Annotated in this window: 10 protein-coding genes; 7 read left to right on the top strand and 3 right to left on the bottom strand. The window is 69.6% G+C overall.

The features are described from left to right. Positions 1-21 precede the first annotated feature (21 nt). Together ACAH41_RS15360 and ACAH41_RS15355 are read left to right on the top strand one after the other, a co-directional pair. A complete protein-coding gene (locus ACAH41_RS15360; RefSeq protein WP_325652184.1) occupies positions 22-2,031 on the top strand; it encodes a GGDEF domain-containing protein in 2,010 nt (669 codons plus the stop codon). Beyond that, a complete protein-coding gene (locus ACAH41_RS15355) occupies positions 2,028-4,124 on the top strand; it encodes a diguanylate cyclase domain-containing protein (protein WP_325652183.1) in 2,097 nt (698 codons plus the stop codon). Before ACAH41_RS15360 ends, ACAH41_RS15355 begins: the two co-directional genes overlap by 4 nt. Here ACAH41_RS15355 and ACAH41_RS15350 read toward each other — a convergent pair. From ACAH41_RS15350 to ACAH41_RS15340, 3 genes are all read right to left on the bottom strand, one after another. Continuing rightward, complete coding sequence (locus ACAH41_RS15350; protein WP_325652181.1) at positions 4,113-4,931, bottom strand: BPSS1780 family membrane protein; 819 nt, start codon at positions 4,929-4,931, stop codon at positions 4,113-4,115. The genes ACAH41_RS15355 and ACAH41_RS15350 overlap by 12 nt on opposite strands. 15 nt (positions 4,932-4,946) lie before the next feature. Then, on the bottom strand, positions 4,947-5,915 hold the full coding sequence (locus tag ACAH41_RS15345) for a homoserine kinase (RefSeq protein ID WP_325652179.1): 969 nt from the start codon (positions 5,913-5,915) through the stop codon (positions 4,947-4,949). A 94-nt stretch (positions 5,916-6,009) separates the two neighbouring features. Further along, positions 6,010-6,396: a hypothetical protein gene (locus ACAH41_RS15340; protein WP_325652177.1), complete on the bottom strand. Its 387-nt coding sequence runs from the start codon at positions 6,394-6,396 to the stop codon at positions 6,010-6,012. Positions 6,397-6,525: 129 nt separating this feature from the next. On the opposite strand from ACAH41_RS15340, the gene polA reads away from it, so the two are divergent. From polA to ACAH41_RS15315, 5 genes are all read left to right on the top strand, one after another. Further along, complete coding sequence (gene polA / locus ACAH41_RS15335; RefSeq protein ID WP_325652175.1) at positions 6,526-9,291, top strand: DNA polymerase I; 2,766 nt, start codon at positions 6,526-6,528, stop codon at positions 9,289-9,291. A 124-nt stretch (positions 9,292-9,415) separates the two neighbouring features. Next, positions 9,416-9,832, top strand: coding sequence for a PaaI family thioesterase (locus ACAH41_RS15330; RefSeq protein ID WP_370538357.1), 417 nt, complete (start codon positions 9,416-9,418; stop codon positions 9,830-9,832). 69 nt (positions 9,833-9,901) lie between these two features. Next, a complete protein-coding gene (locus tag ACAH41_RS15325; RefSeq protein ID WP_325652173.1) occupies positions 9,902-10,864 on the top strand; it encodes a UDP-2,3-diacylglucosamine diphosphatase in 963 nt (320 codons plus the stop codon). Between the two features lie 111 nt (positions 10,865-10,975). Then, positions 10,976-13,096: a polyphosphate kinase 1 gene (ppk1, locus tag ACAH41_RS15320; RefSeq protein ID WP_325652172.1), complete on the top strand. Its 2,121-nt coding sequence runs from the start codon at positions 10,976-10,978 to the stop codon at positions 13,094-13,096. Between the two features lie 5 nt (positions 13,097-13,101). Then, entirely contained in the window at positions 13,102-13,614 is a 513-nt protein-coding gene (locus ACAH41_RS15315) for a histidine phosphatase family protein (protein WP_325652170.1), read from the top strand. Position 13,615: the final 1 nt, after the last annotated feature.

The raw sequence follows: 13,615 nt of genomic DNA, 5'->3' as shown, positions 1-13,615 counted from the left end.
GCTGTTTGCGGTTGGCTCGTCATGCTGATGCTGGCGATCGGGTTCGGGTCGGCGGCGGGGGCCGGTGCCCCGCCTGACGACCGGCCGCTCTACCCGGACGAGCCGCTGGAGCGGCTGCAATACCAGGGCAGGGCGCGGCCGGACCAGGCTGCGATCGAACTGGAGCGCCTTCTGGCCAAGCCCGACCTGCCGCCGGCCTACCTGCTGGACGGGCTGCTGGCGCTGGGCGTGCTGTATGTGGACATGGAGCAGGTCGACCCGACGAATGCCGTCATCGCCCGTGTCGAACAGATTGGCCGCGATGGCAACGACCGCCTGCAGCGCGACGCCGCGGTGACCGCCGACCGCCTGCGCGCGGGCCTGCTGCGCAACACCGGCCCGCTGGCCCGCGCCGATGCCTTGCTGGACGAGGCCGAGCGCGGCCTGGACGCCGGCTCCCCCGTGCTGCTGCGCATCGCCTGCCTGACCACCCATGCCGGCATCAAGGAGGAACTGGGCCGTTTCGACGAAGCGGTGCGGCTCTACCAGGACGCGATCCACCTGAGCGAGCGCTCGGCGCGGTGGCGTGCCAGTTCGCTGCTGAACGGGCTGGCCTACACCTTGTTCCGCGCCGGCCAGCAGGAGCGTGCCTGGCAGATCAACGAAGACGCCAAGCAGCGTGCGATTGCCGGCAATGACTGGATGTCGCTGAACGAGGTGCTGTCGGTCGAAGGCATGCTGCTGGCGGACCAGGGCAGGAATGCCGAATCGCTGCAAGCCCTGAAGCAGGCCAACGCCTACGCCCGCACCGCAGGGGCGAGGCGCGACGAGGCGCTGGGCCTGGGCAACATCTCCGACTACTACCTGCGCCAGGGCGACTACAAGACCGCCTACGCCACCGCCCAGCAGGCCTTGCCGCTGGCACGCGCGATGCACTTCTCGCAGGCCGAGCAGCTGGCCCAGCTCAACAGCGGGTTGGCGCTGATCGCGATGCGGCGCAAGGATGAAGGCCTGCCGCTGGTCGAGGAAGCGCTGTCGCAGTACCAGCGCAGCGACGAGATCGTTTCGCTGGCCGAGACCCTGGACGACCTGGGCACCTACCTGGAGGCCGCGGGTTACCACAGCGAGGCGCTGATCGCCTTCCGCCAGCACCGGGAGCGGGCCCAGGAAGCCTTCCAGCGCGACCAGCAGCGCGCACTCGTCGAGTTGCAGGAAAGCTTCGACGCCGGGCGCCGCCGCCACGAGCGCGAGCTGCTGACCGACGACAACCAGCTGATGCAGGAGGCCCTGCGCCAGAGCGAGCTGCGCTTCCGGGAATGGGCGCTGGTCACGGCGGTCTGCGGCATGGCGGTGCTGCTGCTGCTGCTGGTCTACCTGCGCACCCGGGCCACGCAGCGCGCACTGTCCAGCAACAACGAACGGCTGAAGGTGCAGACCGAGCAGGACCCGCTGACGGGCCTGGCCAACCGCCGCCACCTGCGGCGCCTGGCCGCGCAGGGCGACCGCGCCAACGATGCGCGCGGCACGCTCTACCTGCTGGACCTGGACCACTTCAAGCGCATCAACGACCACTTCGGCCATGCCGCGGGCGACGCGGTGCTGATCGAGGTGGCGCGCCGGCTGAAGGCAGTGGTGCGCGAGGAAGACCTGGTGGTGCGCTGGGGTGGCGAGGAATTCATGATCCTGGTGCCTGCCGGCCAGGCCGAGCAGACCGAATTGCTGGCCCAGCGCCTGCTGGCCGCGCTGGCGTCGCTGCCGGTGCTGGCCGGCACGTCCCACATCGCCATCACCGGCTCGATCGGCTTTGCCAGCTTCCCGCTGCAGCCGCACCAGCTGGAAGTGCCGTGGTCGGTGGCCATCGACCTGGTCGACTCGGCCATGTACATCGCCAAGACCCAGGGCCGCAACCGCGCGGTCGGCGTGCGCCGCCTGCCGGCCGATTCGCTGGAGAAGGTGGAAGCCTGGATGAAGGACCTGGAAGCCGCCTGGCGCGATGGCGTGATCTCGCTGGTCGAGTTCCATGGGCCCGAAGGCGTGGGGCAGACGCAATGAAGCCATCGGCCCTGCATCACCTGCTGCTTGCGCTGGCCTTCACGCTGAACTGCGGCCTCGCGCAAGCCGTGCCCGAGGCGCTGGCGGCCGACGACATCGGCCCGATGCGCAGCATGGGCGAGCAGATGGAAGCCTGGGTCCAGCGCGGCGAGGACGTGCCCGAGCAGGTGCTGGCGGAGATCGCCGGCCAGGGACCGGCCCCGGCGGGGGTGCCGGAAGCCGCGTGGCAGCGCGCGCTGCAGCGCACGCGCGGCCTGGTGGCTGCACGCTCGGGGCTGGAGGCCGAGGTGCGCGCTGCGGTCGCCGCGCTGCAGTTGCTGAACAGCGATGGTCACAACGCGCAGATCCAGGCCGACCAGGCGCTGGTCCAGGCCTTGCTGCAGGATTTGCTGGGCCATGCGGAGATGGGCGCGCAACAGGCGCGTTCGGCCGACGTGTATTACACCCAGGCCTGCGGCGTGCGCCTGCCGCCGGCCGATTGCGAGCACCGCGCGTGGTGGCGGGCACTGCGCCTGATGTGGCTGCGGGCCGAAGCCCAGGGCGCACTGATCGAGGCGCAGGGCCTGACCCAGCGCGCCCACGCCCTGGCCGCCAGGGCCGACGACGCCTTGCTGCAGGCCTGGACCTTGTCTGGCCAGGCGGTGATCAGCCAGGCCCTGGGCGATGCGGACGCAGCCCGCCGGACCATGGTCCAGGCCGACAGGATTGCGCGGCGCAGCGACAGTGCGCTGGCGCTGGTGCGGGTGCGCTACAACGAGGCCAGGCTCGCGCTGATGCAGGGGGACGACCGCGGCGGCCTGCGCACCATGCAGGAGGCGCTGGCGCTGGCCAAGCCGCTGAACTCGCCCCGGCTGGATTCGCAGGTGCTGGCCAGCCTCAGCGACCTGCTGCGCCGTGCTGGCCGGGCGCGCGAGGCGCTGGCTGCGGTCGAGCGTGCCTACCCGGTGATGAAGCGCCACAACGAGTTGCGTGGCCAGCCCACGCTGCTGCACAACGGCGGCCTGGCCAGGCTGCAACTGGGCCAGGTGGCGCAAGGCCGCTCGGACCTGGAAGACGCGTTGGCAATGTGGTCGGACACGGGTGCCAAGGCGGCGATGGAAAGCGCGCTGCGCGAAGACTCCGACGCGCTGGCCGCGCTGGGCGACACCCACGCGGCGCTGGAGCTCTATCACCGCGAGCAGGCCCTGCGGGCCGACATCAACAAGGGCAACCGCGAAGCCGCGCTGGCCCAGCAGCGCGAGCGCTACCGCAGCGAGGCCGAGAGGCGTGAACTGGACCTGCTGGGCCGGGAAAACGCGCTGCGCGCCTCCCGGCTGCAGACGCAGGCGCTGCTGGAGCGGGTCTGGCTGTTGGCAGCGGCGCTGCTGCTGCTGGCCGCCGGCGTGGCGGTGCTGCTGCTCAAGCGGGCGCGCGACGCCAACCAGCAACTGCGCCGCAGCGAGGCCTTGCTGAAGGTGCAGAGTGAACGCGACCCGCTGACCGGCCTGGCCAACCGGCGCCACTTCCGCGAGGTGCTGGCCACCTTGGGGAACGATGGCGGCTTCCGTGGCGCGCTGCTGCTGCTGGACATCGACCACTTCAAGCGTGTCAACGACGACTTCGGCCACCAGGCCGGCGACACGGTGCTGATCGAGATCGCACACCGGCTGGGCAGCTCGGTGCGGCTGAACGACCTGGTCTGCCGCTGGGGCGGCGAGGAATTCCTGGTCTACGCGCCCGGCCTGCGCGACGAGGGCCTGACCGCGCTGGCGCGGCGCATGCTGCATGCCGTGGGTGACCAGCCGGTGCGGCTGGAAGACGGCCGCGACCTGACCGTCACGACCTCGTTGGGCTACGCCTGCTTCCCGCTGCCGCAGCACGAGGTCAACCTCGACTGGGACCGGGCGGTCAACCTGGTCGACATGGCGCTCTACACCGCCAAGTCCATGGGCCGCGACCGGGCCGTGGGCCTGCAGGCCACGCTGGCCGAAGATGGCGACGCGCTGGTGGCGATGGAGCGCGACTTCGAGATGGCCCGGCTGTCCGGCGAGGTGCAACTGCGGATCGACCCACGCATCACGGCGCCCGCGGCTGCCTCGGGTTCAGGGACCTGAGAGCTCGTCCTTGTCGCCGGAAGCCGTGTCATAACCGAAGCTGTCGCGGAAGGTGAAGAACAGGGACACGTAAAACGCCGTGGTCAGCAGCAGCGACAGCGGCATCAGCAGCAGGCCGGCGAAGTTGCCGAGCAGCACCGTCAGCGGGCCGCCGAGCAGGGTCACGGCCAAAGTCAGCGCCAGGTAGCTGGCCAGGTAGACCAGGAAGGCGCCCTTGTTGCGCCACATCGCCAACGTGCTGGAGAACAGCGACTGTGCGAGGCCTTGTTCGCCCCAGACCACCAGGCCGGGCGCATGCCAGAACGGCACGCTCAGCAGGCTGATGATCAGCACCCGCGCCAGGATGCCGGTGCTGACGCCGGGCGCCTGCGCCAGTTTCTCCAGCGTGTCCGCATCGGCACCGCTGGTCATGGCGACGACCAGCGCCTGCAGCCCGCCATGGTCGATCAGCCCGCACAGTGCCAGGCTGCCCAGCATGGCCAGTGCATAGGCCAGGCACAGCGTGACCAAGGTGCGCCGCCGTGGCGCGGGCAGCTGTTGCCACGGCGCGATGAACACCACGGGCGAGGGCGGCTGGCCACGCAGGCTGCCCACGGTGGCCATCATGAAGGCCAGGCTCACCAGCGGGATGGCCGCCACCACCATGACGATGCCGACCAGCGGCAGGGCCATGACCAGTGCGGCGACGAACATGAAGCACAGGAACAGCGTCAGGTAGCGCACCGGAAAGCGCAGGCACTCGACCAGGCCTTGCCGCATCCACACCGCGCCTTGCCGCGCTGGCACGGTCTTGAGGGTCAGTCGCATGGGTTCAGGCCGCCTTCATGCTGCCGGGTGCCACGGGCGCTCGATGGCGTCGCGCAGCACACGCTCGAAATGCAGCGGTGGCTTGGGGCTCAGCAGGCTGGCTTCGCGCGGCAGGTGCCAGTCGGCCAGGCGCGAGAGCCAGAAGCGCTGGGCCGCGGCGCGGCGCAGGCCGGGCAGCAGGCGCAGCTCGTTGCCGCTGGGCTGGCGTTCGGCGGCGTAAGCGTGCAGCAGCGCCTCGGCACGCGGCAGGTCCAGTTGGCCGCTGTCCAGGTCCACGCACCAGTCGTTCAGCACCACGGCCAGGTCGTAGACGAAGGTGTCGGTGCCGGCGAAGTAGAAGTCGAACACGCCGCTCAGTCGCTCGCGGCCGGGCAGGCCGGCGAACAGCGCGTTGTCGCGGAACAGGTCGGCGTGCACCGCGCCGCAAGGCAGTTCCTGGTAGGCCGCCGAGGCGTGCAGGTGGGCCTGGAAAACCATTTCCTGGTCCAGCAGGCGGCCAGCGTCGGCGTCCAGGTGCGGGCGCACCACCGGCGCGGTGGCTTCGCGCCAGGCCAAGCCGCGCAGGTTGGGCTGGGCCAGCGGGAAGTCGGCGACCGCCAGGTGCATGCGCGCCAGCGTCGCGCCGAGTTGCTCGCAGTGGTGCAGGTCCGGCGCGTCCAGGCTTTCGCCCTCCAGCCGGTTGACCAGCGCGGCAGGCTTGCCGCCCAGCGTGTGCACCAGTTCCCCCTGGGCGTTGGCGCGCGGTTCGGGCACCGGCTGGCCGGCGCGCGCCAGATGGCGCATCAGTTGCAGGTAGAACGGCAGCTGGTCATGCGTCAGCCGCTCGAACACCGTCAGCACCCACTGGCCTTCGGCGGTGGTGGCGAAGTAGTTGGTGTTCTCGATGCCGCTGGAAATCGGCTGCAGCGCCAGCACCGGCCCCAGGCCCAACTGGGGGAGCAGGGCATTGGCCTGTTCGACAGAAACTTCGGTATAGACCGCCATGTGGCTGCATGCCCCGGAAGGATTGGAAGATGGGAGTGAGACGGCGGGCGACGGCCGTTCTGCGGGGGGCTGGGCGGAGGCCGGGGCCGGCCTTTCAGAAATCGAAAGGCAGGCTCAGCCAGACGCGCTGGCCGGCTTTCGGGTCCTGCGACGGCGGGCGGCTGTTGTCGCGCGGCACGATGTCGTAGGCCGGGAAGCTGCCGTGCTTGGGCTGCACGGTGATGCGCTGGGTGGCGCCGCGCACGCGCAGCTCCTCGATGCGGATCTCATCGTCCTCGGTCACCTGGCGCAGGATTTGCGGCTCCGGCACCTTGCTGGCGGGCGTGATGACCTCGGTCGGCGGCAAGGGCTTCAGCGCGGTGGCGCCGGGCAGGGCGGCCGGTGCGGCGGACGGCGCCTGTTCTGCGAGGCTGGCGCCAGCGGCAAGCAGGCCGAGACACAGGGCGCTGAGCTGCAGGCGCGGGCGGAAGAAGGCGTTCATGGCGCTGATTTTACGGTCGCCACCGGCCCTGCCGGCGCTTGAGCAGAGGAATCGCTGCAGCGAGCACAATTGCAAGCCTTCACAGGCGCGCTGCGGGCGTGCCGTGCGTGCCGCCTGAAAGCTCTCCGAATGAACGACAAGATCCTGCTGCTGGTCGATGGGTCCAGCTACCTTTACCGTGCCTACCACGCGCTGCCGGACCTGCGCGGCCCCGAGGGCGTGCCCACCGGCGCGCTGCACGGCATGGTGGCGATGATGAAGCGGCTGCGCGAACAGATCGGTGCCGAGCACGCCTGCTGTGTGTTCGACGCCTCCGGCCCGACCTTCCGCGACGAGTGGTACCCCGAATACAAGGCCCAGCGCGCGCCGATGCCCGACGACCTGCGCACCCAGATCGCGCCCATCCACGAGGTGGTGCGGCTGCTGGGCTGGCCGGTGCTGGAGGTGCCGGGCGTGGAGGCGGACGACGTGATCGGCACGCTGTCCTGCGCCGGCCACGCGACCGGGCACAAGGTGGTGATCTCCACCGGCGACAAGGACATGGCGCAGCTGGTGCGGCCGGGCGTGACGCTGATCAACACGATGAGCAACGAGTCGCTGGACGAGGCTGGTGTGCTGGCCAAGTTCGGCGTGCCGCCGGACCGCATCGTCGATTACCTGACGCTGATGGGCGACGCGGTGGACAACGTGCCCGGCGTCGAAAAGGTCGGTCCGAAGACGGCCGCGAAATGGATTGCCGAGCATGGTTCGCTGGAGGGCGTGATCGCCGCGGCGGCCAGCATCAAGGGCGTGGCTGGCGAGAACCTGCGCAAGGCGCTCGACTGGCTGCCCACCGGCCGCAAGCTGGTGACCATCCGCACCGACTGCGACCTGGCCAAGCACCTGGTCGACTGGCCTGGACTGGACTCGCTGGCGCTGCGGCCGATGGACGACGCGGGCCTGCTCGACTTTTACCAGCGCTACGGCTTCCGCAGTTGGAAGAAGGAGCTCGAAGGCAAGCTTGGCGTGGCGACGGATGAACCCGCAGGCACCGCCGCCGCCGCTGCACCCATCGCTGCGGCCGCGCCGCGCGCCGAACGCCCGGTGCTGGCGCGCGAATACGAGACAGTCGACACGCTGGTGCGGCTGGACGCGTGGCTCGAACAGCTGCGTGCCGCGCCGCTGGTGGCTGTCGACACCGAGACCGATTCGCTGGACCCCGTGAGGGCCCGCATCATTGGCATTTCGTTTGCCGTCGAGCCCGGCCGCGCCGCCTATGTGCCGACGGGGCACGACTACCCCGGCGCGCCGGACCAGCTGCCGCTGGACACGGTGCTGGAACGGCTCAGGCCCTGGCTGGAAGACCCGGCCGCGGCCAAGGTGGGCCAGAACCTGAAATACGACCTGCACGTGTTCAACAACCACGGCGTGGCGCTGCGCGGCATTGCCCACGACACGCTGCTGCAGAGCTATGTGCTGGAAGCCCACAAGCCGCACAGCCTGGAAAGCCTGGCCGACCGCCACCTGGACCGCAAGGGCCTGAGCTACGAGGACCTCTGCGGCAAGGGCGCCAACCAGATCCCGTTTTCGCAGGTGGACGTGGAGCGTGCGACGACCTACAGCGGCGAAGACAGCGAGATGTGCCTGCAGGTGCACCAGGACTTGTGGCCGCAGCTGCAGGCCGAGCCCGGGCTGCTGAACATCTACCAGCAGATCGAGCTGCCGGTCAGCCTGATCCTGCAGCGCGTGGAGCGCCACGGCGTGCTGATCGATCCGCAGCGCCTGGCCGAGCAGAGCCGCCAGCTGGCCGAACGCATGATCGCGCTGGAGCAGGACGCCTACGAGATCGCCGGCCAGCCCTTCAACCTGGGCTCGCCCAAGCAGATCGGCGAGATCCTGTTCACCAAGCTGGGCCTGCCGGTCAAGAAGAAGACCGCCAGCGGCGCACCTTCCACCGACGAAGAAGTGCTGCAGGAACTCGCGGCCGACTACCCGCTGCCGGCCAAGCTGCTGGAGCACCGCAGCCTGTCCAAGCTCAAGGGCACCTACACCGACAAGCTGCCGCTGATGGTGAACCCCGGGACCGGCCGCGTGCACACCAACTACGCGCAGGCGGTGGCGGTCACGGGCCGCCTGTCGAGCAACGACCCGAACCTGCAGAACATCCCCATCCGCACGGCGGAAGGCCGGCGCGTGCGCGAGGCCTTCATCGCGCCGCCGGGGCACCGCATCGTCAGCGCCGACTATTCGCAGATCGAGCTGCGCATCATGGCCCACATCAGCGGCGACCCGGGCCTGACGCGCGCCTTCAGCGAAGGCATGGACGTGCACCGCGCCACCGCCTCGGAAGTGTTTGGCACCGAGCCGGGCGCGGTCACCAACGAGCAGCGGCGCTATGCCAAGACCATCAACTTCGGGCTGATCTACGGCATGGGCGCGTTTGGCCTGGCGCAAAGCCTGGGCATTGACCAGAAGGCGGCGAAGAACTACATCGACCGCTACTTCGAGCGTTTTGCCGGTGTGAAGCGCTACATGGAAGAGACCAAGGAATCGGCCCGCCAGCTCGGCTATGTCGAAACCCTGTTCGGCCGCCGCATCTACCTGCCCGAGATCAACGGCGGCAACGGCCCGCGCAAGAGCGGCGCCGAGCGCCAGGCCATCAACGCGCCGATGCAGGGCACCGCGGCCGACCTGATCAAGCTGGCGATGATCGCGGTGCAGGCGGCGTTGGACCAGGAGCAGCGTGCCACCCGCATGGTGATGCAGGTGCACGACGAACTCGTCTTCGAGGTGCCCGAGGCCGAGCTGGATTGGGCCAAGGAAGCCGTGCCGCGCCTGATGGCCGGTGTTGCAGCCTTCAAGGTGCCGCTCATCGCCGAAGTCGGCGTCGGCGCGAATTGGGACGAAGCCCATTAGAAATGGCGCACCCGGCCTCGCGAGTACGCAAGGCCACCCGCCGGGCGGGTTGCGCAGCCGCCTTGAGGCGGCTCGGCGCCGGCTGCGTGGGGTGCGGTGTGGTCAAGTTTGGAGGACTGAAACGATGATGGACGCAGAAGAATTCAATGCCCGCGGCATGCGCACCTTGCCCGGCCACATGGGCATTCGCATCCTGGAGGTGGGCGAACAGGTGAAGGCGGAGATGCCGGTGCGGCAGGAGGTCATGGCGCCCAATGGCTACCTGCATGCCGGCAGCATCGTCACGCTGGCGGACACCTGCTGCGGCTACGGTTGCGCGGCCAACCTGCCCAAGGGCGCGAAGGGCTTCACGACCATCGAGCTGAAGTCCAACCACCTGGGCACCGCGCTGGAAGGCGTGATTGCCTGCACCGCGAGCATGCTGCACGGCGGCCGCACCACGCAGGTCTGGGACGCGGTGGTGACCCACCGCGACACCGGCAAGACGATTGCGATGTTCCGCTGCACGCAGATGGTGCTGTACCCGGCGCCTGCGGCCTGAAACCCACGTCACGGCGGTTTCATCGCGCGGTCACGCTTGCGTCACTGCGCCGGCCCAGCATGGGAAGCCATGCAGACCGCCTTCCTGCCCTCCGCGCCGGCCACGCCGGCAGCTGCTCCGGCAGCGCCCCGGCCGCCCGAGCTTGCTTCGCTGGCACGCGCCGCGCTGCTGGCGGACGAGCATGACGGTGCCGACGGGCCCGCACCGCGGCACCGCTTCCGCACCGTGTGGATCTCGGACGTGCACCTGGGCACGCCGGGCTGCCAGGCCCAGGCGCTGCTGGATTTCCTGCGCGTGACCGAGTGCGAGACGCTGTTCCTGGTCGGCGACATCGTCGACGGCTGGCAGCTGCGCCGCAGCTGGTACTGGCCGCAGGCGCACAACGACGTGGTGCAGAAGCTGCTGCGCATGGCGCGCAAGGGCACGCGCGTCATTTACGTGCCGGGCAACCATGACGAGTTCGCCCGCAAGTACCTGGGCCACAGCTTCGGCGGCGTGGAGGTGGTGGAGGACTGGATCCACGAGACCGCCGACGGGCGCAAGCTGTGGATCACCCACGGTGACCTGTTCGACGGCGTGATCCAGTGTGCCAAGTGGCTGGCCTACCTGGGTGACTCGGCCTACGAGTTCACGCTGAAGCTGAACCGCTACCTCAATCACTGCCGCGCCCGGCTGGGGCTGCCGTACTGGAGCCTGTCCAAGTACCTGAAGCAGAAGGTCAAGCGCGCCGTCAGCTACGTGGCCGACTTCGAAGGCGCGCTGGCGCGCGAGGCGCGAAAGCGTGGCGTGCACGGCGTCGTCTGCGGCCACATCCACCATGCCGAGCTGCGCGACATCGACGGCATCCTGTATGCCAATGATGGCGACTGGGTCGAGAGCCTGAGCGCACTGGTCGAGCACTTCGATGGCACGCTGGCACTGGTCGACGGCGTGCAGCGCCCGGGCTTCGAAGCCGAGGTGCCGATGATGGCGGGGCTGCCGGCTGGCGCGCTCGCAGCCGGTGCGGCTGCGGCGCCGGGTTTGCATTTGTGACAGCGTCACGGCGTCGTCACATAAAGTTCATAAACTGCCCGAATGAGTGCTGAGTCTGCCTTACGTGATGCTGCCCAACCGACCGAGACAGCGCCCGCGGTGCCTGTGCAAATGAACACGCCAGCGGCGCAGCCTGCCGCGCCGGCCGACGCAGGGCCCGAGCTGCCGCCACTGCTGAATCGCGAACAGGCCATCCTGGCCTTCAACCGCCGCGTGCTGGCGCAGGCCCAGCGGCCGGACGTGCCGCCGCTGGAGCGGTTGCGCTACGTGACCATCGTCTCGTCCAACCTGGACGAATTCTTCGAGGTGCGTTTTGCCGACACGCTGGAAGCCGCACGTGCCGCCGGTGGCGACGCCAGCCGCGACGACCTGGCCACGCTGGCCGCCCGCGCGCATGCGCTGATCGACGAGCAGTACGCGCTGTTCAACACCGAGGTCATGCCGGCGCTGCGCCAGCACGGCATCGAGGTCATCAACCACGCCGAGCGCACGGCTGCGCAGCGCGAATGGGTGTCGCGCTTCTACCAGCGCGAACTGCGGCCGCTGCTGATGCCGGTCGGCCTGGACCCGACGCACCCGTTCCCGCAGGTGGCCAACAAGTCGCTGAACTTCATTGCCCGGCTGGGTGGGCGCGACGCCTTCGGCCGCGAGAGCACGATTGCCATCGTCAAGGTGCCGCGCGTGCTGCAGCGGGTGATCCGGCTGCCGGCAGAGGTCTGCGCACCGGGCCAGCAAGGTTTCGTGATGCTGTCCAGCGTGATCCGCGCGCACCTGGAGGACCTGTTTCCGGGCCGCACCGTCGAGGCCTTCTCGCAGTTCCGCGTGACCCGCGACTCGGATCTGGAAGTCGACGAGGACGACACCATCAACCTGCGCCAGGCCGTGCGCTCCGGGCTGACCACGCGGCACTACGGCCAGGCCATCCGGCTGGAAGTGGTGAACAGCTGCCCCGAAGAGCTGTGGCGCCTGCTGCTGGAGCAGTTCAAGCTGCCCGAGGCTGCGCTGTACCGCGTGGACGGCCCCGTCAATCTCGTGCGCCTGAATCAGTTGATTGACCAGGCCGATGACGTGCCCGGCGTGCAATTGCGCTTCACGCCGCACGAGCCGCGCTGGCCATCGCGCCGCCTGCGCCGTGGCGAGTCCATCCTGGCCGTGGTGCGCGAGAACGACGTGCTGCTGCACCATCCGTTCGAGAGCTTCGACCCGGTGGTCGAGTTCCTGCGCGAAGCGGTGCTGGACCCTGACGTGCTGGTGATCCGCCAGACTGTCTACCGCACCGGCGCGCAATCGGTGCTGATGGACCTGCTGATCGAGGCGGCGCGGCGCGGCAAGGAGGTCACGGTCGTCGTCGAGCTGAAGGCGCGCTTCGACGAAGAAGCCAATGTCAACTGGGCCGACCGGCTGGAGGCCGTGGGCGTGCAGGTGGTCTACGGCATCGTCGGCCTGAAGACGCATGCCAAGCTGCTGCTGGTCACCCGCCGCGAGGCCAGCAAGCGCGGTGGCGTGAAGATGCGCCGCTACGTGCACCTGTCCACCGGCAACTACAACCCCAAGACGGCCCGGCTCTACACCGACCTGGGCTACCTGACGGCCGACCCGCGCATCACCGCCGATGCCGAAGCCGTGTTCCAGCAGATTGGCAGCCTGACCCGCCTGGGCCCGCCCCGCCAACTGCTGACCGCGCCCTTCGTGCTGCACGACCGCCTGATGCAGCACATCGAGCAGGTCGGCGCGGCGGCAGCAGCCGGCTACGGCGGCCGCATCGTCGTCAAGTGCAATGCCTTGACCGACCCGGCCTTGATCCAGGCGCTGATGCGCGCCGGCCAGGCCGGTGCGCAGATCGACCTGATCGTGCGCGGCGCCTGCATGCTGCCGCCGGGCCTGCCGGGGCAGACCGACAACATCCGCGTGCGCTCGGTGGTCGGCCGTTTCCTGGAGCATTCGCGGGTCATCTACTTCCGCTGGGGTGACGGCGACGAGCAAGAGGCGCTGTACCTGTCGAGCGCCGACTGGATGAGCCGCAACATGTTCCGCCGCATCGAGCTGGCCTGGCCGGTGCGCGACACCAAGCTGCGCCAGCGCGTGATCGACGAATGCCTGGTGCCCTACCTGCACGACATGCGCGACGCCTGGCTGCAGCAGCCCGACGGCAGCTACCAGCGCGTGGCCAGCGACGGCATCAGCGTGCAGCAGGCGCTGATGCAGCTCTATTCCTCCCGCAGCACCGCCTGACACCCATGGACCTGATCCTCTGGCGCCACGCCGAAGCCGACGAAACCGCGGCCGAGCTGCCCGACCTGGAGCGGGCCCTGACGGCCAAGGGCGAGCGCCATGCGCGCCGGGTGGGCGAGTGGCTGAACCGCTTCCTGCCGGAGCGCACGCGGGTGTTGGTCAGCCCGGCCAAGCGCACGCAGCAGACCGCGCTGGCGCTGGGCCGGCGCTTCAAGACGGTCGAGACGCTGGGGCCGGACGGCACGGTCGAAGGCCTGCTGGCCGCCGCGCGCTGGCCGGACGCCAAGGAGCCGGTGCTGGTCGTCGGCCACCAGCCCACGCTGGGCCTGGCCGCGGCCTACCTGATGATCGGCCCGCGCATGGCCGCGGCGACCTTCAGGGCCGAGGACGGCAGCGAAGACCCGGCGATGCTGCCCTGGGCCGTCAAGAAGGGCGGCGTGTGGTGGCTGCGCTACCGGCCGCGCGAAGAGCGCGGCGAGGTCGTCCTCGTCGCGGTACGCACCCCTGAGCAAATCTGAC

The organism is Ideonella sp. (genome assembly GCF_041287625.1).
GTDB lineage: Bacteria > Pseudomonadota > Gammaproteobacteria > Burkholderiales > Burkholderiaceae_C > Ideonella.
This window is presented reverse-complemented; position numbering and strand designations above follow the sequence as displayed.